At 51.4% G+C, this 25,829-nt stretch carries 34 protein-coding genes; 18 read left to right on the top strand and 16 right to left on the bottom strand.

The features are described 5' to 3' along the window. Positions 1 to 56: 56 nt before the first annotated feature. The 13 genes from K0335_RS16310 to K0335_RS16250 all read right to left on the bottom strand — a co-directional run bounded on the left by K0335_RS16310 (position 57) and on the right by K0335_RS16250 (position 6,822). A complete protein-coding gene (locus tag K0335_RS16310; RefSeq protein ID WP_219393930.1) occupies positions 57 to 2,897 on the bottom strand; it encodes a replication endonuclease in 2,841 nt (946 codons plus the stop codon). Continuing rightward, complete coding sequence (locus tag K0335_RS16305) at positions 2,894 to 3,283, bottom strand: inositol monophosphatase (RefSeq protein WP_089586085.1); 390 nt, start codon at positions 3,281 to 3,283, stop codon at positions 2,894 to 2,896. Before K0335_RS16305 ends, K0335_RS16310 begins: the two co-directional genes overlap by 4 nt. Positions 3,284 to 3,355: 72 nt before the next feature. Beyond that, positions 3,356 to 3,586: a hypothetical protein gene (locus K0335_RS22520; protein ID WP_000013441.1), complete on the bottom strand. Its 231-nt coding sequence runs from the start codon at positions 3,584 to 3,586 to the stop codon at positions 3,356 to 3,358. A gap of 322 nt (positions 3,587 to 3,908) precedes the next feature. Next, on the bottom strand, positions 3,909 to 4,208 hold the full coding sequence (locus K0335_RS16295) for a hypothetical protein (RefSeq protein WP_000104296.1): 300 nt from the start codon (positions 4,206 to 4,208) through the stop codon (positions 3,909 to 3,911). Continuing rightward, a complete protein-coding gene (locus K0335_RS16290; protein WP_000153700.1) occupies positions 4,205 to 4,471 on the bottom strand; it encodes a helix-turn-helix domain-containing protein in 267 nt (88 codons plus the stop codon). Before K0335_RS16290 ends, K0335_RS16295 begins: the two co-directional genes overlap by 4 nt. Then, entirely contained in the window at positions 4,468 to 4,671 is a 204-nt protein-coding gene (locus K0335_RS16285; protein WP_219393929.1) for a hypothetical protein, read from the bottom strand. Before K0335_RS16285 ends, K0335_RS16290 begins: the two co-directional genes overlap by 4 nt. Before the next feature lie 23 nt (positions 4,672 to 4,694). Then, positions 4,695 to 5,105 (bottom strand): hypothetical protein, encoded by a 411-nt coding sequence (locus K0335_RS16280; RefSeq protein WP_000543031.1) that lies wholly within the window; start codon positions 5,103 to 5,105, stop codon positions 4,695 to 4,697. Positions 5,106 to 5,198: 93 nt separating this feature from the next. After that, positions 5,199 to 5,312, bottom strand: a complete 114-nt coding sequence (locus tag K0335_RS16275) for a hypothetical protein (RefSeq protein WP_000021659.1) — start codon at positions 5,310 to 5,312, stop codon at positions 5,199 to 5,201. Then, a complete protein-coding gene (locus tag K0335_RS16270) occupies positions 5,309 to 5,551 on the bottom strand; it encodes a DUF4754 family protein (protein ID WP_000357028.1) in 243 nt (80 codons plus the stop codon). The genes K0335_RS16275 and K0335_RS16270 overlap by 4 nt, the downstream gene beginning before the upstream one ends. A gap of 11 nt (positions 5,552 to 5,562) precedes the next feature. Continuing rightward, entirely contained in the window at positions 5,563 to 5,841 is a 279-nt protein-coding gene (locus K0335_RS16265) for a hypothetical protein (protein ID WP_000159456.1), read from the bottom strand. A gap of 10 nt (positions 5,842 to 5,851) precedes the next feature. Further along, positions 5,852 to 6,202, bottom strand: a complete 351-nt coding sequence (locus K0335_RS16260) for a DUF4761 family protein (protein ID WP_000813101.1) — start codon at positions 6,200 to 6,202, stop codon at positions 5,852 to 5,854. Positions 6,203 to 6,321: 119 nt separating this feature from the next. Continuing rightward, the gene (locus K0335_RS16255) at positions 6,322 to 6,528 is read right to left on the bottom strand and encodes a hypothetical protein (protein WP_097308332.1); all 207 of its coding nucleotides are present in this window, start codon (positions 6,526 to 6,528) and stop codon (positions 6,322 to 6,324) included. A 6-nt stretch (positions 6,529 to 6,534) separates the two neighbouring features. After that, a complete protein-coding gene (locus tag K0335_RS16250; RefSeq protein ID WP_000004248.1) occupies positions 6,535 to 6,822 on the bottom strand; it encodes a Cox family DNA-binding protein in 288 nt (95 codons plus the stop codon). A gap of 115 nt (positions 6,823 to 6,937) precedes the next feature. On the opposite strand from K0335_RS16250, the gene K0335_RS16245 reads away from it, so the two are divergent. From K0335_RS16245 to rpnB, 18 genes are all read left to right on the top strand, one after another. Then, positions 6,938 to 7,258: a helix-turn-helix transcriptional regulator gene (locus K0335_RS16245; RefSeq protein WP_000581441.1), complete on the top strand. Its 321-nt coding sequence runs from the start codon at positions 6,938 to 6,940 to the stop codon at positions 7,256 to 7,258. Positions 7,259 to 7,354: 96 nt separating this feature from the next. Continuing rightward, complete coding sequence (locus tag K0335_RS16240; RefSeq protein WP_219393928.1) at positions 7,355 to 8,359, top strand: tyrosine-type recombinase/integrase; 1,005 nt, start codon at positions 7,355 to 7,357, stop codon at positions 8,357 to 8,359. Between the two features lie 204 nt (positions 8,360 to 8,563). Further along, positions 8,564 to 9,676: a 4-phosphoerythronate dehydrogenase PdxB gene (gene pdxB / locus K0335_RS16235; RefSeq protein WP_231825837.1), complete on the top strand. Its 1,113-nt coding sequence runs from the start codon at positions 8,564 to 8,566 to the stop codon at positions 9,674 to 9,676. Positions 9,677 to 9,741: 65 nt separating this feature from the next. After that, a complete protein-coding gene (locus K0335_RS16230) occupies positions 9,742 to 10,755 on the top strand; it encodes an aspartate-semialdehyde dehydrogenase (RefSeq protein ID WP_104918017.1) in 1,014 nt (337 codons plus the stop codon). Beyond that, positions 10,755 to 11,567, top strand: coding sequence for a tRNA pseudouridine(38-40) synthase TruA (truA, locus tag K0335_RS16225; protein ID WP_001283600.1), 813 nt, complete (start codon positions 10,755 to 10,757; stop codon positions 11,565 to 11,567). Before K0335_RS16230 ends, truA begins: the two co-directional genes overlap by 1 nt. An 82-nt stretch (positions 11,568 to 11,649) precedes the next feature. Then, positions 11,650 to 12,309: a DedA family protein gene (locus K0335_RS16220; protein WP_000364330.1), complete on the top strand. Its 660-nt coding sequence runs from the start codon at positions 11,650 to 11,652 to the stop codon at positions 12,307 to 12,309. Between the two features lie 155 nt (positions 12,310 to 12,464). Continuing rightward, a complete protein-coding gene (gene accD, locus K0335_RS16215; RefSeq protein ID WP_000118404.1) occupies positions 12,465 to 13,379 on the top strand; it encodes an acetyl-CoA carboxylase, carboxyltransferase subunit beta in 915 nt (304 codons plus the stop codon). A gap of 69 nt (positions 13,380 to 13,448) precedes the next feature. Then, the gene (folC, locus tag K0335_RS16210) at positions 13,449 to 14,717 is read left to right on the top strand and encodes a bifunctional tetrahydrofolate synthase/dihydrofolate synthase (protein WP_000584561.1); all 1,269 of its coding nucleotides are present in this window, start codon (positions 13,449 to 13,451) and stop codon (positions 14,715 to 14,717) included. Continuing rightward, on the top strand, positions 14,707 to 15,369 hold the full coding sequence (dedD, locus tag K0335_RS16205) for a cell division protein DedD (protein WP_000146991.1): 663 nt from the start codon (positions 14,707 to 14,709) through the stop codon (positions 15,367 to 15,369). The genes folC and dedD overlap by 11 nt, the downstream gene beginning before the upstream one ends. A gap of 243 nt (positions 15,370 to 15,612) precedes the next feature. Continuing rightward, positions 15,613 to 16,101 carry a colicin V production protein gene (gene cvpA / locus K0335_RS16200; protein WP_000262105.1) on the top strand — a complete coding sequence of 163 codons (489 nt, stop codon included), beginning with the start codon at positions 15,613 to 15,615 and terminating at the stop codon, positions 16,099 to 16,101. 36 nt (positions 16,102 to 16,137) lie between these two features. Continuing rightward, positions 16,138 to 17,655, top strand: coding sequence for an amidophosphoribosyltransferase (gene purF / locus K0335_RS16195; RefSeq protein ID WP_000334212.1), 1,518 nt, complete (start codon positions 16,138 to 16,140; stop codon positions 17,653 to 17,655). A gap of 94 nt (positions 17,656 to 17,749) precedes the next feature. Then, the gene (ubiX, locus tag K0335_RS16190) at positions 17,750 to 18,319 is read left to right on the top strand and encodes a flavin prenyltransferase UbiX (RefSeq protein ID WP_000825697.1); all 570 of its coding nucleotides are present in this window, start codon (positions 17,750 to 17,752) and stop codon (positions 18,317 to 18,319) included. Between the two features lie 264 nt (positions 18,320 to 18,583). Continuing rightward, positions 18,584 to 19,366, top strand: a complete 783-nt coding sequence (gene argT / locus K0335_RS16185; protein WP_219393926.1) for a lysine/arginine/ornithine ABC transporter substrate-binding protein ArgT — start codon at positions 18,584 to 18,586, stop codon at positions 19,364 to 19,366. Between the two features lie 222 nt (positions 19,367 to 19,588). Continuing rightward, positions 19,589 to 20,371: a histidine ABC transporter substrate-binding protein HisJ gene (gene hisJ, locus K0335_RS16180; RefSeq protein ID WP_000737632.1), complete on the top strand. Its 783-nt coding sequence runs from the start codon at positions 19,589 to 19,591 to the stop codon at positions 20,369 to 20,371. Between the two features lie 89 nt (positions 20,372 to 20,460). Next, the gene (gene hisQ, locus K0335_RS16175) at positions 20,461 to 21,147 is read left to right on the top strand and encodes a histidine ABC transporter permease HisQ (RefSeq protein WP_000965505.1); all 687 of its coding nucleotides are present in this window, start codon (positions 20,461 to 20,463) and stop codon (positions 21,145 to 21,147) included. Beyond that, positions 21,144 to 21,860: an ABC transporter permease gene (locus K0335_RS16170; protein ID WP_000569958.1), complete on the top strand. Its 717-nt coding sequence runs from the start codon at positions 21,144 to 21,146 to the stop codon at positions 21,858 to 21,860. The genes hisQ and K0335_RS16170 overlap by 4 nt, the downstream gene beginning before the upstream one ends. Before the next feature lie 7 nt (positions 21,861 to 21,867). Continuing rightward, positions 21,868 to 22,641 (top strand): histidine ABC transporter ATP-binding protein HisP, encoded by a 774-nt coding sequence (gene hisP / locus K0335_RS16165; protein ID WP_001293612.1) that lies wholly within the window; start codon positions 21,868 to 21,870, stop codon positions 22,639 to 22,641. A gap of 195 nt (positions 22,642 to 22,836) precedes the next feature. Next, positions 22,837 to 23,727, top strand: coding sequence for a recombination-promoting nuclease RpnB (gene rpnB / locus K0335_RS16160; RefSeq protein ID WP_219393925.1), 891 nt, complete (start codon positions 22,837 to 22,839; stop codon positions 23,725 to 23,727). 47 nt (positions 23,728 to 23,774) lie between these two features. Here the strand turns inward: rpnB and K0335_RS16155 are convergent, their stop codons facing one another. From K0335_RS16155 to yfcG, 3 genes are read right to left on the bottom strand one after another with little or no spacing between them, the layout of a single operon-like run. Then, the gene (locus K0335_RS16155; protein ID WP_104918015.1) at positions 23,775 to 24,668 is read right to left on the bottom strand and encodes a TIGR01777 family oxidoreductase; all 894 of its coding nucleotides are present in this window, start codon (positions 24,666 to 24,668) and stop codon (positions 23,775 to 23,777) included. A 20-nt stretch (positions 24,669 to 24,688) separates the two neighbouring features. Continuing rightward, entirely contained in the window at positions 24,689 to 25,051 is a 363-nt protein-coding gene (gene folX, locus K0335_RS16150) for a dihydroneopterin triphosphate 2'-epimerase (protein ID WP_000068457.1), read from the bottom strand. A gap of 56 nt (positions 25,052 to 25,107) precedes the next feature. Further along, the gene (yfcG, locus tag K0335_RS16145) at positions 25,108 to 25,755 is read right to left on the bottom strand and encodes a GSH-dependent disulfide bond oxidoreductase (RefSeq protein WP_046077156.1); all 648 of its coding nucleotides are present in this window, start codon (positions 25,753 to 25,755) and stop codon (positions 25,108 to 25,110) included. Between the last annotated feature and the right edge of the window lie 74 nt (positions 25,756 to 25,829).

Genomic DNA, 25,829 nt, shown 5'->3' with positions numbered 1-25,829 from the left:
TTAATTAATCGTTTACGGGATTCTGAAATCCCGTTTTTGCCTGTTTTGTGCGCGCTTCATATATCGCTGCGCGTTTTTTGCTCATTTACGGGATTCGTGAGTCCCGTTTCTGTCTGTTTTTTGTTTCCACTGGTCAGGCCACCCCGCAGCAGGTCTGCTTTGCGGCTGGCGCGTTCAGTGGTTTCACTGATTCTCTGTGCGTGCTCTGCGTCGCGGATGGCGCGCAGCATGTCAGAAAGCACGGTAACGGGTGTTTTCATGGTGTTCTGGTCCTGCTGAAGTGTGGATGCCAGGCGTGCGGCGGCTTCAGGGTCTGATGCCCCCAGCTGTGCCAGATAGCTGGCGACCGGGTTATGGCGGATCTCCGTGCTGCTTACGCCATGATTACGGCTCAGGCGCTGCCAGAGCTGCGTGATTCGGCTGTCCGGGCGGGTATCCGGTTTGCGTACAATTTCAAATCCCTGCGGTGCAATGATGCTGCCGTCAACGTACAGACTGCCGCCCCGTAACAGGTGCTGCATCTGTTGTTCACCGATATGCAGGCCGAGAGATTCAGCAGACTCCCGCCATTCTTTAGCGAGTAATTCGTGGTTATCAGGCAAAGGCCGCTGCTGTTTGCGGCTCTGTGTCCAGCTCTGCATTTCATCACTGCTGTTTTTTGCCTGTTTGTCACGAAGCGAACGCATCAGCGCCCGGCGTTCGTGCCGTTTCAGTGAGCGCATCCATTCGTTCACTTCAACGCCGTCAGGGAGCTGCGGCCACGGTGCTGGCCGTTCTTCCGGCTGTTCTGTCCCGTTATTGTCCGTTTCCTGTACACGGGGACAGTTATTGCCACGAGTCCAAGGGGCGGCAGGGCCGCCCTGAAGGTCAAAACCATTTTCGCGGGCGCTGTCTTCCGCTTCCGGTTTACGTCTTACCAGCTTCCAGTTATCCGGGTGCGTGCACACGCGGGAAGACTCCCCGATGAGCGGCGACCAGATCCCGTAAATCTGTACACTCTGCTCGCCGTAATCGTTCAGCTCATCTGCGAGGTCGTAGGCGGTGCGAATCAGGTAGTCTTTGCGTGGAACAAGTACGCCACCCTGTTTCTCAATGTAGGTGGCAAAACATCCGGCATCAGCGGCAGCGAGTACCGCGTCCATTGCGTCATCCTTCAGCCGTTGCGGGCCTTCCGGGTTGCGTGCCATCTGGCTGGCAAGGCGGCGCAGTTCACGCCACACCTGACGGGAGGGGATACCAAAGAACTGGAACTGGCGGACCCGGTGAAGGCGCGCCCAGCCGATGGCGCGTTCCACGCTCTCGGCCATTGATTTTCCGGTTTCGTGGTCAACGCGTGGCTTGCCCGTTTTCGGGTCGATGCCATCCACGGCGCGGCTGTCCAGGTTCTTTCCGATGTAGGTGGCGATGTAGCTGGTTGGTGTGCCTTTTGAGCCGTCGACATACTCCACCTTAAAGCGCGGAGTAATATCATTGCCCAGCTCGTGGCGGTCTTCCTGAATGGCAATATCGCGGGTGATGGCCACGATGCTGTCGATTTCTTCTGGATGAGCAAAGACCATCATGTGCCAGTGCACGGTGCCGTCATGGTGAGGCTCCACCGTGCGGATGCCATACCAGCGCAGGCCGTCGCGGTTCAGTTTTTTGCGGACCGCCGCAAAAAACGTGTTAACCAGGTAATCGCTGGAGTCGCGCATGGTGGCCCCGTTCCATTTGGGGTTCGGATGACCGTTCTCCGTTGTTGCGTGGTATTTTGACGGGCAGGTGACAGTCAGAAACACCGCTCTGTCGCCACGGGCTTCGGCCAGAAGTTCCAGTCCCTTCATGGTGGCCATCATTTCTGCCTTACGGTGAACCGGGTTACTTACTCCCGCGTAATACACCGTCTCGAGATCAATCGTGAACCCGTCTTCATTTTCCAGCATGAAACTTTTCAGGAAATCGCGTGTTTTCTCGCGCTGTGCGCGAAACTCGCTTAACGCGTCCTGGCTCAGATAGGGTGATGTTTTTCTGGAAACCAGACAGGCGGCGCGGAGTTGTTCTTCTCTCCACTCGCAACGTAACAGCCACAGTTTGCGTTTCCACCATTCCGCACAGGTCAGGCGAAGGATTGCGCCCGGCAGCAGCTCCGTGTCCGGTTCGTTCCTCCGGTCTTTGTCTGTTGTCAGTGCGTCATAATGTGGAGGCATGGCGTGCAGGTGTAACGCCATGCGGGCCAGCATCTGATACGCCTTCAGCGTTACATCCATGGTCAGTTCGCCATCAGTCGCGCCAAAGCCATCGCAGAGTTTTTCGAAGGTGCTGCTGAACATCGCCGCCGTCATGGTGGCCAGCGTCTGTATCTGGTGTTTGTTGAGCTGCGGCAGGTAAAGCAAATCGTCCAGGCGTTCGCGTCCGGCAAGGGAGCGATAACCCGGTGTCAGCCAGCGGCTGTCGGTGCGGTCCAGACGTTCGAATATTTTGCGCAGGGTTCCGCGTGCATAGCGTTCCGCCTGCCAGCTCTTTTTGCCTTTCTGACGATCGGCTTCCTGCTTCTTGCGCAGGAAAGAGAGGTGGCGGCTCAGAGGTTCTCGCAGATAAACGGGAAGCGCCTTCAGTGTGGCAAAGGCACGGGCTACCGGGTCTTGTTCTGTTGCCCGGCGCTTACTGATGATGCTCTGTGCCAGCTTTTCACGCTGTCCGGCTTCCTCAAGGGATGCCATGAGTTTTTTACCCATGGCGGATTGTGCGAAAAAGGCTTCTTCCTTTGCTTCCTGTTCTTTCTGTGCCCTTTTGTCCGCCTCAAGGTAGTAACGGATGGCGCGTTGCAGGTCGGTTTCAGTTTCCTGCCTGTGCTCCGTAAATCTGGCTGGATCAATGGCTGGCCGTGGTTCATTCCAGCTCCATGCAAACTCACTCATGGCTGGTATCCCGTCACGCGCTGCCACTCCTGCGAGAAGAGGGTGGAAAGGCGGTTAAATTCAGCGGTGTATTCACTCAGCGAGGCACACCCGCCAGCAGTGCGATGCGCCAGCATTGCCGCAAATACGGAGGCCGGGGAGCCGTAATAAGCCAGTAGTGATTCGCCGTGTGGTGTCAGGCAGTGCAACGCCAGCCCGTGTGGTGTGAAGTCCACGCGGTAGCAGTCGTCTACTGTGAAATAAAGGGTGTCTGCATTCTCTGGTTTTGTGGTGCGTGCTCTGTTGTCACGACCACGGATGTAGAGATCAAATAATCCCTGAAGAACGGGAGCCAGACGGGTGTCCTGTGTGCGCACCCATCTTGTGAAGTCATGAGCGTCAATCATGCTGCAATTCTCTTTACTACAGATGTGCGAAGGCCTCCCGCCGCAAGGTGCAGGAAAGGCCCGGAACAGGAATTAATGGAGTTTGTTTTGCTGCTGGATGAGCTGTTGAAGCTCGTGCAGATCATCCGCCAGATAGCTGAAAACAGAGGCGGAATAAATGTTTGATAGTGCGTGGCTGCGCTCATGCAGCATATTGATGTGCATGATTTGCGCGACGCGTGATGCGCGGGAAAGTCTGCGGTTGATTTCAGTCTGGATGTGACGACGCTCCGCGATAGCGCGGTGTGGTTTGCGGTTTGCCATGGTGTGGCCCCTTGTGTAGTAAGTTGTGAAAACTCACCATCCAGAGCTGCGAAACTGTGGGTGGCGAGACGTACGAGGTTCGCAGTACCGGCTACACAAGAACCCGGCCCGACCGAAGTCGGCCCCGTACGCCCCGCCATAATTCTGACGCGAAAAAAACGTGGCAATACAGTACGCACAAAAAAACCGCTGGCGCGGTTGTGCGCTTGTGTAGTCAGCAGGCTGCGAAACCCGGCACCCGTTTTGTGAGGTGCAGCGGAAATGTAACCTGACTGATTGCGGCATGGCAAGCGGTTTTTTTGTGTGTGCATGTTCTGGTTTCTTACTGGTTCAGAAAAAAATCAAAAACCTTGTCAATGCGTTGCAGCAGCTCTTGCTGTATTGCTTCCGGCGTTTCCGGTTCGCCTGGTGCCTCCAACGTCGCGCAGAAATCAGCGATTTCATGATGGAGTGTCAGGCGAATGGCAGGAGCCGTGGTTCTGGCGTGCTCCAGCTCATCCAGCAGTGCCAGCACAGCAGACGGCGAGAGCATTGCGCGAAATGCCAGTAATTTTTGAGGCGTTGCCATTCGTTGCAGGGCAAATGCCAGTTCGCGTAGCTTCTGGTGGTTGATGGTGCTCATGTTCTGGCTTCCTTCAGTAGCTGGTTAAACATGTGAGTAAGTGGATTGCTACACCCGAACGGCATCGGGTTTACGTGGTAAGAAGCCTGGCCTCCAGTTTTGCGAGCGCGACCACCTGTGCTGCGGTTTGTTCTGATGACTAAGCCGCCGCGCCAAAGTTGGCGTAACTCAGCATTAATGGCTGTGGTTGGAGTATTCAGTGCTGCGGCGATCTCTCCGCCGCTACAACCCGGATGAGTAGCGATGTAGTCCAGAATGGTCATCTGCGTGGCTCCTGTACCTGTCGGATAAGATTCACCCGCGCCACGTTGGTGGCGCAGAAGTAAGTACCGTCAGTGAGGTAGATGTGGTGTGCATCCTTTTTCGAACGATGTTTGTCGATAGTGGTAATCAGGCGTTCGTCGACCTCGTATTCGCGCCCTCTGGAGGTAAAGCGAACGACGGGAAAATGCTTAATTGCCATTGCACCCCCTTTGTCCAGTAACCCTATGCGTTAAATACGGTGTGTCGGGCGTCATCAATGAATGCAACTTGAGAGCGCTCTATCAGGCGGAGATTTGTCAGAAGCGCTGATTCCCTTATGGGGTGAGGAGTGATCAGGTATTTGTTCTGTAATCCGGCGATAATGGTGTATCGCTGTGGCTCCGAGCCAATAGTGTAAATAAGGCGTCCGGTGTCAGATAAATCCAGTCCGGTGACTGGTTTAGTTTTGAGAAGCGCAAGTTCCACACCCTGTTCTTCGATGATTTTGGCAGCTTCTGCCGTGACTTTTGCGACTATCATTGTGTGGGTTGCGACGTCCATGTGAGCATTGGCCACGGCTTTTTTCGCTACTTCGCTTTCCATCTTTGAAATTTCTTTCAGTGCTCTGATGATACCTTCTTCTTTTGCGTGCATTTTTGTATCTCCGTTATTTGCGTGAGCGAATACCTCCGTTAATACGGATGGTTTTCACGTTTTCTTATTTAATTTGATGTTTTATTTGTATCGTTATTCATCAGAGAAAAAACGCTCGATCTTTTTCACTGAATTAATAATTCGCATAATCCCAATGGCGCAGGCCACCGAAATAATCAGAACAAGCCATGAGATAAATATACTCATGCGATATTCCCCAGCTTATACGGTTCAATATGTTCTCCGCATTCTGCGGCACAGATCAGCTCGGAAAGTTCGTTAAGTGCATCCAGATCATCAGCGTAAAAAGCCACGTCATACAGACTCCGGATTGCCCTAGTCAATGAGTCACGGGCTGCACGTTCAGCATGAACGCCTGATGCGCTTAAGCGAAAATAAAAACGCTCAAGTGCTTTGTTGATGAGTGTTTTATATTCTTTGTCCATTGCAACACCCTTTAATCTGCTTTCTGAATTTCAGCTTCTGAATCCATGCAGATAATTTCGATATAGGGTTTATCGCCATTAACCTGACGTGCCTTTTCAGCTTCGCTAATGATTTCGTGTACAGTCTGGTACGGAAGTTCTACGGTCAGGCGCGTGCCGTTCAGATAAACGTAAGTAGCTGCATTTTTTTCTGATGGGACGACTCCATCAATAGCTGATGCGCGTAATAACAGTTCACCGCGAAAATCAATAAAACGGATAAATACACCTTGTGCATGCTCTTTGGTCATAAAGCACCTGTTATAAATCGGTCTTTTTAATAAAACTTTGCCCGCGAAGCAGACGATCAACTGTGCGAAGTGCTTCGTATAATGTGAAATCCTGCCCGAACTGATTGTCGCCGTTGCTCAGAGCAAAAATGCGGTTTCCGGTAAATGGGTTGTGCGGGCATCTGTGAACCACGATTCCAGCTTTCTCAATCAGCCAGGTGTGTTCACCAATTTGTTTTACGGGATGGCCATCAGGTGTGGCGTGTGTTTCGCTCAAGCTGTAGCGAGAGTTGCTACGCGATGCACTGTTAGCGAAACGGTTAGCATGGCGTTCCGCCCCGTTGCGGAAGCGTTGCTGTGAAGAATTGCACTGTTGCTTCATGTCAAAAACTCCGTACCTATTTACTTCCCCGGCATAACGCCCATTTTCAAAGTAATTGCGACGAAATCCCGTGTTGTGGGGCTTGCCATTTCGCTGCTGCTTACTCATTTTTCGAGCCTCTACCCGATGAGCCAAATAACAAACGCTGTGAGCACCGCACCAATGGTGATCGGAAAAAGACCTCTGGCATAAGCGGCGAGGTAATGAACGTTGAGAACAATAAAGCGTTTTTTTTGTCCTGTTAGCTTGCTAAGCAGATAAATCGCTATTACACCCACTTCTAGGAATACAAGGTCCAAAATGGCGCTGGTGATATTGTTGGTCATTTATGATTAAAGCCCCAGCCACAACAACCATGCATCGCGGCGTTCTTTCGGCTGATCAAAAAACGCTTTGCGCATACCTGCGTTAAATGCTGGCAGATATACCCAGTTTTCTGATGCTCGCGTCTTCACTGAACCTGGTTTCACAAAGTCAATCGTTGGTAATTTTGCAGCGTCAATCATGGTTCTGACGGTTGATTCTTTGCGACCAATCATCTTGGCAAATAGTTGATATGGCACCGCTTCAAGTGGATATGGTGCTACCTGAATGAACCCCTCAAGCTCTGATTCGCTCATTGTGGTAATCTCCTTAATTCGTCCAAATGGCCCAAAATGGCTTATATAGGCTTATTTTGGTTATTTGAATGTTTTGTATTACATGTAACCCAATAGCGTGGAGTTTAGATCACATATGATCCATAAATCAAGCCTTGGAGAAAAACTTCGCCTGATTCGAGAGGCAGAGGGATTGTCACGTAGAGAGATGGAAGAGGTGACAGGGGTATCTCAAAACAATCTCAAAAATTATGAAATATTGGGAAGAATGATACCTGGAGAAACGCTACTCCTGATTTTGAATCATCCTCGTTTTCGGAAGTATTCGGATTGGGTGATGTTTAATCAAACTAATGCTGCGACGGGGCAGATTGCTCCGCCTCTCTCTCTTGATGGCTTCTTCGATTCGGAGGGCGATCAGGTTTCAACCGAAACAAACCAAAAATCACCCCGCTAAGGCCAGAAAACTGGTTAGACCTGCTCTTTGTCTGGTCTGATTATTGCTGGAAAGAGGCTGGAGAAATTGTAGAGCGGTTCATTGGAGGGCTTCGCAATGTCAATTAAGAAGCTCGAAAATGGTCGTTATTTGCTGGACATCAGGCCGAACGGACGCAAGGGAAAGCGCGTGCGTAAGGTATTTGACAAAAAATCGGTAGCGGTGGCCACTGAACGCTACATCATGGCGAACGCTGAAAAGCGGGAATATATACAGGGCTACCGTGATCGCCGAACGCTAAATGATTTGCTTGAGTTGTGGTGGATGTATCACGGTCAACACAGGCGTAAGGCGGAAGAAGACCGAAAACAACTGCGCAACATAATCAATGAGCTTGGCGCTGATATGCAGGCTGTGGATCTTGATAAGCTGAAAATTATCGCATGGCGTTCTCAAAAGATAGCTGATGGATTGAAACCGTCATCTGCTAACAGATACATGAATCGGTTATCCGGAATGTTTACCGTACTGAAGAAAATAGGCCTCTGGGATGCAGAACATCCGGTAAGGGGAATTTCTATTCTTTATGTATCTCCACGAGAAATGGCTTTCCTGTCCCAGAAGGAAGTGGCGCTATTGCTCGATACACTGGAGGGCGATTACTGGCGTGTTGCGCTTTTGTGTTTAAGCACGGGGGCGCGCTGGAGTGAAGCTTGTAAGCTTCGTGGTGAACAGATAGTTCATAACCGTGTAACGTTTCTTGAAACCAAAAATGGCCGAAAGAGAACAGTGCCAATTTCGCAGGCAGTTTGTGAGGCGATCAAAACCAGAGAAACAGGCGGCTTGTTTGAGGTGAAGTACCGGGAATTCTGCTTGGCGCTGAAAAGAGTTAAGCCCGATTTGCCAAAAGGCCAGGCTGCACATGTGCTGCGGCATACGTTCGCCAGCCATTTTGTGATGAACGGAGGAAACATTATTGCGCTTCAGAAGATTCTTGGCCACGCAACCATTCAGCAAACAATGGCATATGCACATTTTGCACCGGATTACCTGCAGGATGCGGTGGCCCTTAATCCGCTGAAAGGTGGCGTGAGTGTCCACGCAGTGTCCACGGGGGATTAATTTTATATAGCCTGAAACGGCTTAAAGGGCGATACTGAATAACAATTTTTCAGTATTGCCCGTCTAAATGGTTATGTTGTTATCTGTATGATTATGAATGTTTTTTTCAGATTAAACAGCAGTTTGCAAATGGGCGTTTGTTAATAAAGGAGCCTTAGATTGTCAGAGACTGAAAAAGGGTTAAAAATCCTTGTTGATGAAAATATGCCTTATGCCCGCGAATTATTTAGTCGCCTGGGGGAAGTGAAAGCAGTTCCTGGCCGCCCGATTCCCGTCGCTCAACTGGCAGACGCGGATGCGCTGATGGTGCGTTCGGTCACCAAAGTGAATGAATCTTTGCTGGCAGGAAAACCCATTAAATTTGTTGGCACTGCCACAGCGGGGACCGACCATGTCGATGAAACATGGTTAAAGCAGGCGGGAATTGGTTTTTCCGCAGCACCTGGCTGTAATGCGATTGCGGTAGTGGAATATGTTTTCTCCTCACTGCTGATGCTTGCTGAACGCGATGGATTTTCACTGCATGAGCGTACCGTGGGGATCGTGGGCGTTGGTAACGTTGGTCGGCGTTTACAGGCACGACTGGAAGCGCTGGGGATCAAAACCTTGCTTTGCGATCCGCCGCGTGCCGATCGTGGGGATGAGGGCGATTTCCGTTCGTTGGATGAATTAGTCCAGCATGCGGATATCCTGACATTCCATACGCCACTCTTTAAAGATGGGCCGTACAAAACGCTACATCTGGCGGATGAAAAACTGATCCGCAGCCTGAAGCCGGGAGCGATCTTGATTAACGCCTGCCGTGGCGCAGTCGTCGATAATACTGCCCTGTTGACCTGTCTGAATGAAGGGCAGAAGTTAAGCGTAGTGCTGGATGTCTGGGAAGGCGAACCGGAACTCAACGTAGAATTGCTGAAAAAAGTGGATATCGGCACGCCGCATATTGCGGGCTACACCCTCGAAGGTAAAGCCCGTGGTACGACGCAAGTGTTTGAAGCCTATAGCAAGTCTATTGGGCATGAACAACACGTTGCGCTGGATACGTTGCTACCCGCACCAGAGTTTGGTCGCATTACGCTGCATGGTCCGCTCGATCAACCGACGCTGAAAAGGCTGGTGCATTTGGTGTATGATGTGCGCCGCGATGACGCACCGCTGCGTAAAGTCGCCGGGATACCGGGTGAGTTCGATAAACTGCGCAAAAACTATCTTGAGCGCCGTGAATGGTCATCTCTGTATGTGATTTGTGATGACGCCAGTGCGGCATCATTGCTGTGTAAACTGGGTTTTAACGCCGTTCATCATCCGGCACGTTAATCTCTTCTTCATGCTCTCTGCTGTAACATTGGCAGGGAGCTTTGCTATTTCTGGAGTAAACCACCATGTCTGAAGGCTGGAACATTGCCGTCCTGGGCGCAACTGGCGCTGTGGGCGAAGCCCTGCTTGAAACGCTGGCTGAACGTCAGTTCCCGGTTGGGGAAATTTATGCACTGGCACGTAACGAAAGCGCAGGCGAACAACTGCGCTTTGGTGGTAAGACAATCACCGTGCAGGATGCCGCTGAATTCGACTGGACGCAGGCGCAACTGGCGTTTTTTGTCGCAGGCAAAGAAGCCACCGCGACCTGGGTTGAAGAAGCGACCAACTCAGGTTGCCTGGTTATCGACAGCAGCGGATTGTTTGCTCTCGAACCTGACGTACCGCTGGTGGTGCCGGAAGTAAACCCGTTTGTACTTGCTGATTACCGTAACCGTAATGTCATCGCCGTACCGGACAGCCTGACCAGCCAGTTGTTGGCAGCACTGAAACCGTTAATCGATCAGGGCGGTTTGTCACGTATCAGCGTCACCAGCCTGATTTCTGCCTCCGCCCAGGGTAAAAAAGCGGTCGATGCGTTAGCAGGGCAGAGTGCGAAACTGTTGAACGGCATTCCGATTGATGAAGAGGATTTCTTTGGTCGTCAGCTGGCGTTCAACATGCTGCCGTTACTGCCGGATAGCGAAGGTAGCGTGCGTGAAGAACGTCGTATCGTTGACGAAGTACGCAAAATCCTGCAAGACGAAGGGCTGATGATTTCGGCAAGTGTTGTTCAGGCACCGGTATTTTACGGTCATGCCCAGATGGTCAACTTTGAAGCTCTGCGTCCGCTGGCGGCAGAAGAAGCGCGTGATGCGTTTGCTCAAGGCGAAGATATTGTGCTCTCTGAAGAGAACGAATTCCCGACGCAGGTGGGGGATGCTTCTGGTACGCCGCATCTTTCCGTTGGCTGCGTACGTAATGACTACGGTATGCCGGAACAAGTCCAGTTCTGGTCGGTGGCCGATAACGTTCGCTTTGGCGGCGCGCTGATGGCAGTAAAAATCGCCGAGAAACTGGTGCAGGAGTATCTGTACTAATGTCCGACCAGCAACAACCGCCAGTTTATAAAATTGCGCTGGGCATTGAGTACGACGGCAGTAGGTATTACGGCTGGCAACGGCAGAATGAAGTCCGCAGTGTGCAGGAGAAGCTGGAAAAGGCGCTCTCCCAGGTGGCGAACGAACCCATCACCGTCTTCTGCGCCGGACGTACTGACGCAGGCGTACACGGTACAGGGCAGGTTGTGCATTTCGAAACTACGGCACAGCGTAAAGACGCTGCGTGGACGTTGGGCGTAAATGCGAATTTACCTGGTGACATCGCCGTGCGTTGGGTTAAAGCTGTACCTGATGATTTTCATGCCCGATTTAGCGCCACGGCTCGCCGTTATCGCTACATCATCTACAATCATCGACTGCGTCCGGCAGTGCTGAGTAAAGGGGTAACCCATTTTTACGAACCGCTGGACGCTGAACGGATGCATCGGGCTGCGCAATGCCTGCTGGGCGAGAATGATTTCACCTCGTTCCGTGCGGTGCAGTGCCAGTCCCGAACCCCGTGGCGCAATGTTATGCATATTAACGTCACGCGTCACGGTCCTTATGTGGTGGTAGATATCAAAGCAAATGCCTTTGTACATCATATGGTGAGGAATATTGTCGGCAGCCTGATGGAAGTCGGCGCCAACAACCAGCCGGAGAGCTGGATAGCAGAACTGCTGGCAGCAAAGGACAGAACGCTGGCGGCAGCAACGGCAAAAGCGGAAGGACTATATCTGGTTGCGGTGGATTACCCTGACCGGTTTGATCTTCCAAAACCGCCAATGGGCCCGCTATTTCTGGCGGACTAACGAGAATAATGCTCGGAACATTTCAGGCTGTAGCCAACGTAGTTATAGCCTGAAAGATGACGAGTACAAGGCATAGGCTAATATGGACCTGATTTATTTCCTCATCGATTTTATCCTGCACATTGACGTGCATCTGGCAGAACTGGTCGCAGAGTATGGCGTCTGGGTTTATGCCATTTTGTTCTTAATTTTGTTCTGTGAAACCGGTCTGGTGGTAACGCCGTTTTTGCCGGGAGATTCATTGCTGTTTGTTGCTGGTGCGTTGGCATCACTGGAAACCAACGATCTCAACGTCCATATGATGGTGGTGCTGATGCTGATCGCCGCGATTGTGGGTGACGCAGTGAACTACACCATTGGACGGTTATTTGGTGACAAACTGTTCAGTAATCCGGATTCGAAAATCTTTCGTCGCAGTTATCTTGATAAGACTCATCAGTTTTACGAGAGACATGGCGGCAAAACGATTATTCTCGCCCGTTTTGTACCGATCGTCAGAACGTTCGCGCCGTTCGTTGCGGGAATGGGCCACATGTCGTATCGTCATTTCGCCGCTTTTAACGTCATCGGCGCGTTGCTATGGGTACTGATTTTTACCTACGCGGGTTATTTCTTCGGAACGCTCCCCTTCATTCAGAGCAACCTTAAACTGATGATTGTTGGCATTATTTTTGTTTCAATATTGCCAGGTGTTTTCGAATTTATTCGTCACAAACGCGCTGCGGCACGCGCCGCAAAATAAAAAGTAACTCCGCGGTTCGACCACTTTTTTATCCAAAGTTTCGGGCTGTTATGTTTTAATGTGCAACATTCATGGTCTGTTGGGGGCAAAAATGGCATTATGCGTCCCCAAAGATAAAACTGGCATCGAACCAGGTTCAGACAGAAAGGTCCCTAATGAGCTGGATTGAACGAATTAAAAGCAACATTACTCCCACCCGCAAGGCGAGCATTCCTGAAGGGGTGTGGACTAAGTGTGATAGCTGCGGTCAGGTTTTATACCGCGCTGAGCTGGAACGTAATCTTGAGGTCTGTCCGAAGTGTGACCATCACATGCGTATGACAGCGCGTAATCGCCTGCATAGCCTGTTAGATGAAGGAAGCCTTGTGGAGCTGGGTAGCGAGCTTGAGCCGAAAGATGTGCTGAAGTTTCGTGACTCCAAGAAGTATAAAGACCGTCTGGCTTCTGCGCAGAAAGAAACCGGCGAAAAAGATGCGCTGGTGGTGATGAAAGGCACCCTGTATGGAATGCCGGTTGTCGCTGCGGCATTCGAGTTCGCCTTTATGGGCGGTTCCATGGGGTCTGTGGTAGGTGCACGTTTCGTACGTGCCGTTGAGCAGGCGCTGGAAGATAACTGCCCACTGATCTGCTTCTCCGCCTCTGGTGGCGCACGTATGCAGGAAGCACTGATGTCGCTGATGCAGATGGCGAAAACCTCTGCGGCGCTGGCAAAAATGCAGGAGCGCGGCTTGCCGTACATCTCCGTGCTGACCGACCCGACCATGGGCGGTGTTTCTGCAAGTTTCGCCATGCTGGGCGATCTCAACATTGCTGAACCGAAAGCGTTAATCGGCTTTGCCGGTCCTCGTGTTATCGAACAGACCGTTCGCGAAAAACTGCCGCCAGGATTCCAGCGCAGTGAATTCCTGATCGAGAAAGGTGCGATCGACATGATCGTCCGTCGTCCGGAAATGCGCCTGAAACTGGCGAGCATTCTGGCGAAGTTGATGAATTTGCCAGCGCCGAATCCTGAAGCGCCGCGTGAAGGCGTAGTGGTGCCACCGGTACCGGATCAGGAACCTGAGGCCTGATAACTGATAAGGGCAGGGCCACTGGCTCTGCCCTTTTGCTATTCTCACCGTAACGAATCAGCGGATACCATGATTATCAAACGCACTCCTCAAGCCGCGTCGCCTCTGGCTTCGTGGCTTTCTTATCTGGAAAACCTGCACAGTAAAACTATCGATCTTGGCCTTGAGCGCGTAAGCCAGGTCGCGGCACGTCTTGGCGTTCTGAAACCAGCGCCATTTGTATTTACCGTTGCCGGTACGAATGGCAAAGGCACCACCTGCCGTACGCTGGAGTCGATTCTGATGGCGGCAGGGTACAAAGTGGGCGTCTACAGTTCGCCGCATCTGGTGCGTTATACCGAGCGCGTTCGTGTGCAGGGCCAGGAATTGCCGGAATCGGCCCACACAGCCTCTTTTGCGGAGATTGAATCGGCACGCGGTGATATTTCCCTGACCTATTTCGAGTACGGTACGCTGTCGGCGTTGTGGCTGTTCAAACAGGCACCACTAGACGTGGTGATTCTGGAAGTAGGGCTGGGCGGACGTCTGGATGCGACCAATATTGTCGATGCTGATGTTGCGGTGGTGACCAGCATTGCGCTGGATCATACCGACTGGTTGGGGCCAGATCGCGAAAGCATTGGTCGTGAGAAAGCAGGGATTTTCCGCAATGAAAAACCGGCAATTGTCGGAGAGCCTGAAATGCCTTCTACCATTGCTGATGTGGCGCAGGAAAAAGGCGCACTGCTACAACGTCGGGGCGTTGAGTGGAACTATTCCGTCAGTGACAATGACTGGACGTTCAGCGATGCTTACGGCACGCTGGAAAATCTGCCGTTGCCGCTTGTCCCGCAACCGAATGCCGCAACGGCACTGGCGGCACTGCGTGCCAGCGGGCTGGAGGTCAGTGAAAATGCCATTCGCGACGGGATTGCCAGCGCAATTTTGCCAGGACGTTTCCAGATTGTGAGCGAGTCGCCACGCGTTATTTTTGATGTCGCGCATAATCCACATGCGGCGGAATATCTCACCGGGCGTATGAAAGCGTTACCGAAAAACGGGCGCGTGTTGGCGGTTATCGGTATGCTACATGATAAAGATATTGCCGGAACTCTGGCCTGGTTGAAAAGCGTGGTTGATGACTGGTATTGTGCGCCACTGGAAGGGCCGCGCGGTGCCACGGCAGAACAACTGCTTGAGCATTTGGGTAACGGCAAATCATTTGATAGCGTTGCGCAGGCATGGGATGCCGCAATGGCGGACGCTAAAGCGGAAGATACCGTGCTGGTGTGTGGTTCGTTCCACACGGTCGCACATGTCATGGAAGTGATTGACGCGAGGAGAAGCGGTGGCAAGTAAGTTTCAGAATCGGTTAGTGGGTACGATCGTGCTGGTGGCGCTGGGGGTGATTGTACTTCCAGGGTTGCTGGACGGGCAGAAAAAGCATTATCAGGATGAGTTCGCGGCTATCCCGCTGGTGCCAAAAGCGGGCGATCGCGATGAGCCTGATATGATGCCAGCCGCCACCCAGGCGCTGCCGACGCAGCCGCCGGAAGGCGCAGCGGAAGAGGTGCGGGCAGGTGATGCTGCCGCGCCGTCGCTCGATCCGGCCACTATTGCAGCCAATAACACCGAGTTTGAACCGGAACCTGCACCGGTCGCCCCACCGAAGCCGAAACCGGTGGAACCGCCTAAACCGAAGGTTGAAGCAGCACCTGCGCCGAGGCCAGAACCGAAGCCGGTCGTGGAAGAAAAAGCCGCCCCGACGGGTAAAGCGTATGTCGTCCAGCTGGGCGCGCTGAAAAATGCCGATAAAGTGAATGAGATTGTCGGTAAGCTGCGCGGCGCGGGTTATCGGGTTTATACGTCGCCATCCACGCCGGTGCAGGGTAAAATTACCCGTATTCTGGTTGGGCCAGATGCCTCGAAAGATAAGCTGAAAGGTTCGCTGGGTGAACTCAAGCAGCTTTCTGGCTTAAGTGGCGTGGTGATGGGCTATACACCGAATTAATACGGTTTTGCCTGATGCGACGAGGTCTGTGCAGGAGTAGAACCGTAGGTCGGATAAGGCGTTTACGCCGCATCCGACACGCATTGTCCGATGCCGCAAAGGCATAAAAAGTCGATGGCGTTGAATATTTTTTCAGCGCCATTTTTATTGATGCGCGGGAAGGAAATCCCTACGCAAACGTTTTCTTTTTCTGTTAGAATGCGCCCCGAACAGGATGACAGGGCGTAAAATCGTGGGACACATATGGTCTGGATTGATTACGCCATAATCGCGGTGATTGCTTTTTCTTCTCTGGTTAGCCTGATCCGCGGCTTTGTTCGTGAAGCGTTATCGCTGGTGACATGGGGTTGTGCTTTCTTTGTTGCCAGTCATTACTACACTTACCTGTCAGCCTGGTTTACGGGCTTTGAAGACGAACTGGTTCGAAATGGGATTGCCATTGCGGTACTGTTTATCGCTACCCTGATCGTTGGTGCTATCGTGAACTTCGTGATAGGCCAGCTGGTAGAGAAAACGGGGTTGTCAGGCACCGATCGGGTGCTGGGCGTCTGTTTCGGTGCGTTGCGCGGTGTGTTGATTGTTGCTGCCATTCTCTTCTTTCTCGACTCCTTTACCGGGGTGTCGAAAAGCGAAGACTGGAGCAAATCACAGCTGATCCCGCAGTTCAGTTTTATCATCAGATGGTTTTTTGATTATCTGCAAAGCTCGTCAAGTTTCTTGCCCAGAGCGTAAGTGCTCTGAGATGTGGCTTAACGAGGAAAAAGACGTATGTGCGGTATTGTCGGTATCGCCGGTGTTATGCCGGTTAACCAGTCGATTTATGATGCCTTAACGGTGCTTCAGCATCGCGGTCAGGATGCCGCCGGCATCATCACCATTGATGCCAATAACTGCTTCCGTTTGCGTAAAGCGAACGGGCTGGTGAGCGATGTATTTGAAGCTCGCCATATGCAGCGTTTGCAGGGCAATATGGGCATTGGTCATGTGCGTTACCCCACGGCTGGTAGCTCCAGCGCCTCTGAAGCGCAGCCGTTTTACGTTAACTCCCCGTATGGCATTACTCTTGCCCACAACGGCAATCTGACCAACGCTCACGAGTTGCGTAAAAAACTGTTTGAAGAAAAACGCCGCCACATCAACACCACTTCCGACTCGGAAATTCTGCTTAATATCTTCGCCAGCGAGCTGGACAACTTCCGCCACTACCCGCTGGAAGCCGACAACATCTTCGCCGCCATCGCCGCTACAAACCGCTTAATCCGCGGCGCGTATGCCTGTGTGGCGATGATTATCGGCCACGGTATGGTGGCTTTCCGCGATCCTAACGGTATTCGTCCGCTGGTACTGGGGAAACGTGATATCGACGACAATCGCACAGAATATATGGTCGCTTCCGAAAGCGTTGCGCTCGATACGCTGGGCTTTGATTTCCTGCGTGACGTCGCGCCGGGTGAAGCGATTTACATCACTGAAGAAGGGCAGTTGTTTACCCGTCAGTGCGCTGACAACCCGGTCAGCAATCCGTGCCTGTTCGAGTATGTTTACTTTGCCCGACCAGACTCGTTCATCGACAAAATTTCCGTTTACAGCGCGCGTGTGAATATGGGCACCAAGCTGGGCGAGAAAATTGCTCGTGAATGGGAAGATCTGGATATCGACGTGGTGATCCCAATTCCGGAAACCTCGTGTGATATCGCGCTGGAAATTGCTCGTATTCTGGGCAAACCGTACCGCCAGGGCTTTGTGAAAAACCGCTATGTTGGCCGCACCTTCATTATGCCGGGTCAGCAGCTGCGTCGTAAGTCCGTGCGCCGTAAACTGAACGCCAACCGCGCTGAATTCCGTGATAAAAACGTCCTGCTGGTCGACGACTCCATCGTCCGTGGCACCACTTCTGAGCAGATTATCGAGATGGCACGCGAAGCCGGAGCGAAGAAAGTGTACCTCGCTTCTGCGGCACCGGAAATTCGCTTCCCGAACGTTTACGGTATCGATATGCCGAGCGCCACGGAACTGATCGCTCACGGTCGCGAAGTAGATGAAATTCGCCAGATCATCGGTGCTGACGGGTTGATTTTCCAGGACCTCAACGATTTGATCGAAGCCGTTCGCGCTGAAAACCCGGATATCCAGCAGTTTGAATGCTCGGTGTTCAACGGCGTTTACGTCACCAAAGATGTTGATCAGGGCTACCTCGATTTCCTTGATACTTTACGTAATGACGACGCCAAAGCCGTGCAACGTCAGAACGAAGTGGAAAATCTCGAAATGCATAACGAAGGATGATGCCTTCGCTCAGGGTGCCGGTCTGGCACCCTGACTTGCAACTCCTGCCGAAATCCTGCAAAGTCTGCCTGCAAGTCTGACAGGGCAACTATTTATGAAACGACTCATTGTGGGCATCAGCGGTGCCAGCGGCGCGATTTATGGCGTGCGTTTATTACAGGTTCTGCGCGATGTCACAGATATCGAAACGCATCTGGTAATGAGCCAGGCGGCGCGCCAGACCTTATCCCTTGAAACGGATTTCTCCCTGCGTGATGTACAGGCATTAGCCGATGTCACGCACGATGCGCGCGATATTGCCGCCAGCATCTCTTCCGGTTCTTTCCAGACGTTGGGGATGGTGATTTTACCCTGTTCAATCAAAACCCTGTCCGGCATTGTGCATAGCTATACGGATGGCTTACTGACCCGTGCAGCAGACGTGGTGCTGAAAGAGCGTCGCCCGCTGGTGCTCTGCGTACGTGAAACACCGCTGCACTTAGGCCACCTGCGTTTAATGACTCAGGCGGCGGAAATCGGTGCGGTAATTATGCCTCCCGTTCCGGCATTTTATCATCGCCCACAATCCCTTGATGATGTGATAAATCAGACGGTTAACCGTGTTCTTGACCAGTTTGCGATAAATCTACCCGAAGATCTCTTTGCCCGCTGGCAGGGCGCATAACTCTGCTGTTGCCCTGTTTCAGGGCAATTTTGCAACCGCGATCAAATCCTCAACATTTTGTTCCTGCCATTCAATCTAAACGCTGCGATCCAACCGCCATACCTGCTATCTTCAACTTCAGGATAATAATGCAACGTCTTATTAACATATTTAACGTTGAATGTTACTGTTGTCGTCAAGATGGCATAAGACCTGCATGAACGAGCCTGCAAACACACAACACAATACACAACATAAAAAAGCCATTTCACTTGAGGGTTATGTATGAAGAAGTCGATTCTCGCTCTGTCTTTGTTAGTCGGGATTTCCGCAGCAGCTTCCAGCTACGCGGCGCTGCCGAAGACGGTACGTATCGGAACGGATACCACCTATGCACCGTTCTCATCGAAAGATGCCAAAGGTGACTTTGTTGGCTTTGATATCGATCTCGGTAACGAGATGTGCAAACGGATGCAGGTGAAATGTACCTGGGTTGCCAGTGACTTTGACGCGCTGATCCCCTCACTGAAAGCGAAAAAGATCGACGCCATTATTTCGTCGCTTTCCATTACCGATAAACGTCAGCAGGAGATTGCCTTCTCCGACAAGCTGTACGCCGCAGACTCTCGTCTGATTGCTGCCAAAGGTTCACCGATTCAGCCAACGCTGGATTCACTGAAAGGTAAACATGTTGGTGTGCTGCAGGGATCAACCCAGGAAGCGTATGCCAATGATAACTGGCGCAGTAAGGGTGTCGATGTGGTGGCCTATGCTAACCAGGATTTGGTCTATTCCGATCTGGCTGCAGGACGCCTGGATGCCGCTCTGCAAGATGAGGTTGCTGCCAGCGAAGGTTTCCTCAAGCAACCTGCCGGTAAAGATTTCGCTTTTGCAGGCCCTGCAGTGAAAGACAAAAAATACTTCGGTGACGGCACCGGTGTCGGGCTACGTAAAGATGATGCTGAACTGACGGCTGCGTTTAATAAGGCGCTTGGCGAGCTGCGTCAGGACGGCACCTACGACAAGATGGCGAAAAAGTATTTCGACTTTAATGTCTACGGCGATTAATACGCCATGGGAAAAATGCACCAGCTGAGTAATCCAGACTGGTGCAATTCAGATTCTTTGCACTACGATGGTGCAATTAAATGCATACTTAAGCATGTTTAATGCAAAATAATCCGGTCTGCAGGGCAGAAAGTTTTGCCATATTGACCAGTTTAATGGCACGATAACTACGCGATAATCTGAATATATTCCCTATAAAAAGACAGTCAGTTGAGGACAGTTATGAAAAAGTTGGTGTTGTCTCTTTCTCTGGTTCTTGCATTCTCCAGCGTTACGGCGGCCTTTGCGGCTATTCCGCAAAATATTCGCATCGGTACTGACCCGACTTATGCACCGTTTGAATCAAAGAATTCACAGGGTGAATTGGTTGGCTTTGATATCGATCTGGCAAAGGAATTATGCAAACGCATCAATACGCAATGTACGTTTGTCGAAAACCCGCTGGATGCGTTAATCCCGTCCTTAAAAGCGAAGAAGATTGACGCCATCATGTCATCGCTTTCCATTACGGAAAAACGTCAACAGGAAATTGCCTTCACCGACAAACTGTACGCTGCCGACTCTCGTCTGGTAGTGGCGAAAAATTCCGACATTCAGCCGACAGTCGAGTCGCTGAAAGGCAAGCGCGTAGGCGTATTGCAGGGCACCACCCAGGAGACGTTCGGTAACGAACACTGGGCACCAAAAGGCATTGAAATCGTCTCTTATCAGGGGCAGGACAACATTTATTCTGACCTGACTGCCGGACGTATTGATGCCGCATTCCAGGATGAGGTCGCCGCCAGCGAAGGTTTCCTCAAACAACCCGTTGGTAAAGATTACAAATTCGGTGGCCCGTCTGTTAAAGATGAAAAACTGTTTGGCGTAGGTACCGGCATGGGTCTGCGTAAAGAAGATAACGAATTGCGCGAGGCGCTGAACAAAGCCTTTGCCGAAATGCGCGCTGACGGTACTTACGAGAAATTAGCGAAAAAGTACTTCGATTTTGATGTTTATGGTGGTTAATCGCCATCGGTGAAAGAAAGCCCGCTCCCTTCGGCTAACCGGAGGGAGACAAGAGGCGGTAATTCACCACACACGACAGGACAGGCAGCATGTTGTATGGGTTTTCAGGTGTTATTTTACAGGGTGCGCTCGTCACGCTGGAGCTGGCGATCAGCTCTGTAGTGCTCGCTGTAATCATTGGTTTAATTGGCGCTGGCGGTAAGCTCTCGCAAAATCGGTTTTCGGGGCTCATTTTTGAAGGGTATACCACGCTGATTCGTGGCGTGCCGGATTTAGTGTTGATGCTGCTGATTTTCTACGGTTTGCAGATTGCGCTAAACACGGTGACGGAGGCGATGGGCGTCGGGCAGATTGATATCGATCCGATGGTCGCAGGTATTATCACTCTCGGTTTTATCTACGGTGCTTATTTTACCGAAACGTTCCGTGGAGCGTTTATGGCAGTGCCGAAAGGGCATATAGAGGCGGCGACGGCGTTCGGTTTTACTCGTGGGCAAGTGTTTCGGCGGATTATGTTTCCGGCGATGATGCGTTACGCTCTGCCAGGCATCGGCAACAACTGGCAGGTGATCCTCAAATCTACCGCTCTGGTTTCGTTACTCGGCCTGGAAGATGTGGTCAAAGCCACGCAGCTGGCAGGCAAAAGTACCTGGGAACCGTTCTATTTCGCCATCGTCTGTGGCGTGATTTACCTGGTTTTCACCACCGTTTCCAATGGTGTGCTGCTGTTCCTTGAGCGCCGCTACTCCGTGGGTGTGAAGAGGGCTGACCTGTGATCGAAATCTTACATGAATACTGGAAACCGCTGTTGTGGACCGACGGTTATCGCTTTACCGGTGTGGCGATTACCCTTTGGTTGTTGATTTTGTCGGTTGTGATAGGTGGAGTTCTGGCGCTGTTTCTGGCGATTGGTCGCGTCTCCAGCAATAAATACATCCAGTTTCCAATCTGGTTATTTACCTATATTTTTCGCGGTACACCGCTGTATGTTCAATTGCTGGTGTTCTATTCTGGCATGTACACGCTGGAGATTGTTAAGGGAACCGAGTTCCTTAACGCCTTTTTTCGCAGTGGCCTAAACTGTACCGTGCTGGCGCTGACGCTTAACACCTGCGCTTACACTACCGAGATTTTTGCCGGGGCAATCCGTTCAGTACCGCATGGGGAAATTGAAGCCGCCAGAGCCTATGGCTTTTCGACCTTTAAAATGTATCGCTGCATTATTTTGCCATCGGCGCTGCGTATTGCGTTACCGGCATACAGCAACGAAGTGATCCTGATGCTGCACTCTACTGCGCTGGCGTTTACGGCTACTGTGCCGGATCTGCTGAAAATAGCCCGCGATATTAACGCCGCCACGTATCAACCTTTTACCGCCTTCGGCATTGCCGCGGTGCTCTATTTAATCATCTCTTATGTCCTGATCAGCCTCTTTCGTAGAGCGGAAAAACGCTGGTTGCAGCATGTGAAACCTTCTTCAACGCACTGAGAATACGATGTCCGAGAATAAATTAAACGTTATCGATTTGCACAAACGCTACGGCGAACACGAAGTGCTGAAAGGGGTCTCACTGCAAGCGAATGCCGGAGATGTCATAAGTATCATCGGCTCGTCGGGATCGGGGAAAAGTACCTTTCTCCGCTGCATTAACTTTCTCGAAAAACCGAGTGAAGGATCGATCGTCGTTAACGGCCAGACGATCAATCTGGTGCGCGATAAAGACGGTCAACTCAAAGTTGCCGATAAAAATCAGCTGCGCTTACTGCGCACACGCCTGACGATGGTATTCCAGCACTTCAATCTCTGGAGCCACATGACGGTGCTGGAAAACGTCATGGAAGCGCCGATTCAGGTGTTAGGCCTGAGCAAGCAGGAAGCGCGCGAGCGGGCGGTGAAGTATCTGGCGAAAGTCGGGATAGACGAACGTGCGCAGGGGAAATACCCGGTGCATCTGTCCGGTGGTCAGCAACAGCGTGTTTCTATCGCGCGGGCGCTGGCAATGGAACCGGAAGTTCTGCTGTTTGATGAACCCACCTCGGCGCTCGATCCTGAACTGGTAGGCGAAGTGTTGCGTATTATGCAGCAACTGGCAGAAGAGGGAAAAACCATGGTGGTGGTGACTCACGAAATGGGCTTTGCTCGCCATGTTTCTACTCACGTCATTTTTCTCCATCAGGGGAAAATAGAGGAAGAAGGCGCGCCGGAGCAGTTATTTGGCAACCCGCAAAGCCCTCGTCTGCAACAGTTCCTTAAGGGATCGCTGAAATAATTTCCTCTCCGGTGGCTAACGCTGCCGGAGTATTTCATGGGGAATTTGCGAGTCCGCTTCCGCTGAAATGTAAAAGTTGCAGTCCGCTAAAAATACTTCTGAATTTGCTGTCCAAAGATAAAAACTGCCTGCTGCATTGGGTGTAAATCGTGGTTATTGTCGCGTCATCTTAAATTTGAGGGGTGACGGAACGCCATGACAATATCGACAACTTCCACGCCGCATGATGCGGTATTTAAATCTTTTTTACGCCATCCAGACACCGCGCGGGATTTTATTGATATTCATCTTCCCGCGCCGCTGCGCAAACTGTGTGATTTAACGACGCTCAAACTGGAACCAAACAGTTTTATTGATGAAGACCTGCGGCAATATTATTCCGACCTCTTGTGGTCTGTGAAAACGCAGGAGGGAGCGGGTTATATTTATGTGGTGATAGAGCACCAAAGTAAGCCGGAGGAATTAATGGCTTTTCGCATGATGCGCTATTCCATCGCGGCGATGCAAAACCATCTGGATGCAGGCTATAAAGAGCTTCCATTAGTGATCCCAATGCTGTTTTATCATGGTTGCAGAAGTCCTTATCCTTATTCACTCTGCTGGCTTGAGGAATTTGCCGATCCTGCTATAGCCCGCAAAATATATTCATCGGCTTTTCCGCTGGTGGATATTACCGTGGTGCCGGATGACGAGATTATGCAACATCGCAAAATGGCGCTGTTGGAGTTAATTCAGAAACATATTCGCCAGCGCGATCTGTTGGGATTAGTCGATCAAATTGTTTCGCTGCTAGTTACAGGGAACACTAATGACAGACAGCTAAAAGCCCTGTTTAATTACGTATTACAAACGGGGGATGCCCAGCGTTTCCGTGCATTTATTGGTGAGATAGCGGAACGAGCACCACAAGAAAAGGAAAAACTGATGACCATTGCTGACAGATTACGTGAAGAAGGCGCAATGCAGGGCAAACACGAAGAAGCTCTGCGTATTGCTCAGGAGATGCTGGAAAAAGGATTTGACCACGAAGTCATCCTGACGCTGACCCGACTTTCACCAGACGACCTTATCGCGCAAAGCCACTAATCCTGTAACACCGGGAATTAACTGGCGGATGTTTGCAGTACACCACATCAGTGAACAACATCCGCCAGCGCTTCTTCTAAATCGTACCAGCGAAACGCAAAACCCGCTTTTTCCAGCCTTTTGGGCAAAGCCCGTTGTCCACCTAATACCAGTACTGAAGATTCGCCCATTAACAGCCGGATGGCGGTCGCAGGGACGCGCAAAATGGCCGGACGATGCAGAGCATGACCGAGCGCATGGGCAAATTGTTCATTGCGTACCGGGTAGGGCGAAACCATATTAAACGGCCCGCGCAGTTCGTTATCCAGCAGCCAGAGAATACCGTTGACCATATCATCGATATGAATCCAGGCCAGATACTGCCGACCGGAGCCAATCGGCCCGCCCAGGCCAAGACGAAACGGCGGCAGCATTTTACCGAGGATCCCGCCGTCCGGTGCAAGCACCACGCCGGTACGCAGCAGGCACACACGCGTTTTGTCGCTTTGCGCCCGACAGGCAATTTCTTCCCAACGAGCGCAGAGTTTATGGGTAAATTCGTTATGCGGCGGTTCCTCTTCGGTAACCACCACTTCACCTAAGTCGCCATAATAGCCCGTTGCCGAACCGGAAATGAGTACCGACGGCGGCGTGTCGCTGGCATTAATTACATCGACCAGTTTTTGCGTGATATTCCAGCGGCTTTGGCAGAGACGATCTTTTTGCTCGTGAGTCCAGCGTTTATCAGCAATCGGTTCTCCAGCCAGGTTGATTACCGCATCAACGCCGTTGAGGTTGCTTTGATCGGCAAGCCCTTGCCATAGTGTCACCCGGGGGCCGAGAACGGAACTGGCTTTCTGCGGGTTACGCGTCACTACCGTGATTTGATGGCCCAGCTCCAGCAAACGCGGAATCAAATGGCGACCAATTAATCCCGTCCCTCCGGTGATCACTATGTTCATGCAGCCTCCCGATATGGCGGTTAACGCTGCCAGCTTAAGGTCATGGATACCGAATCAGCGTAGCGCAGCGCGTGCAGTTTATCGATCTCTACTTCAGCATACGTCACCCAGTGATGTTCACGTGCGATATCGAGCACATCCTGAGTTAATTTCTCCAGCAAAGAGAAACGGTTATTCTCTACGTGCTGAATAATGTTTTTCGTTACGGTGCGATAATTCAGCGCATCGTTGATATCTTCGCTGGTGCGCGCTTTATCGGCGGGGTAGTGGATCGTCACGTTGATAACTATATCCTGACGGTTGTTAATTTCTTCTTCCTTAATTCCGATAAACGTACGTAAACGAAGGTTCTTTATACGAATAATAGCGGCAGGTTGTGCCATTGCAGGTTCTCCGTTGTTTTACTTAGGATTAAATAATACACGAGAACCTGTTTCTGTTAACTATCCGAACGCTCATCACTGAGTTGTGCTTTTAGCAGTGCCTGCCCGGTGGCAGGGCGCGAACGGATCCGCTCATGCCAGTTCTTAACTGCAGGATACATTGCGAGGTCAATGCGCTGGCGAGTCCAGGCATTAACCCACGGCCAGCAGGCAATATCCGCAATGCTGTAATTTTCTCCGCCCAGCCAGGGCGAGTTTTCCAGCCGCTTGTTCAGCACGTGATACAGACGCTGAGTTTCAACTTGATAACGTTCAATAGCGTAAGGAATGGTTTGTGGTGCAGCGTGATTAAAATGATGATTTTGCCCAAGCATCGGCCCCAGCCCGCCTACCTGCCAGAAAAGCCACTGTAATGTAGTGGCACGTTCACGCGTTTCATTACTCAAAAAGAGTCCCGTTTTCTCCGCCAGATACAACAATATGGCCCCGGACTCAAAGAGGCTTAACGGTTCGCCGCCGTCTGCCGGAACATGATCAACTATTGCCGGAATTTTATTATTCGGTGAAATCCGCAAAAACTCAGGGCGGAATTGATAGCCCTTACTGATATCGACCTTGATTAAGTGGTAGTCCAGACCAGCTTCTTCAAGAAACAGCGTGATCTTTTGTCCGTTGGGGGTAGGGGCGTAATAGAGGTCGATCATTGCAGCTCCTGTTTCGTATAAATATCTGACCTCATCAAGTATAGAAAGGCTTACGTGCTGCGTGAGATTTCGTC

This window comes from Escherichia sp. GZ89 (genome assembly GCF_019366485.1).
Classification (GTDB): domain Bacteria; phylum Pseudomonadota; class Gammaproteobacteria; order Enterobacterales; family Enterobacteriaceae; genus Escherichia; species Escherichia fergusonii.
Note: the sequence above shows the minus strand (reverse complement) of the source record. Positions and strands in the feature narration are given on the sequence as shown.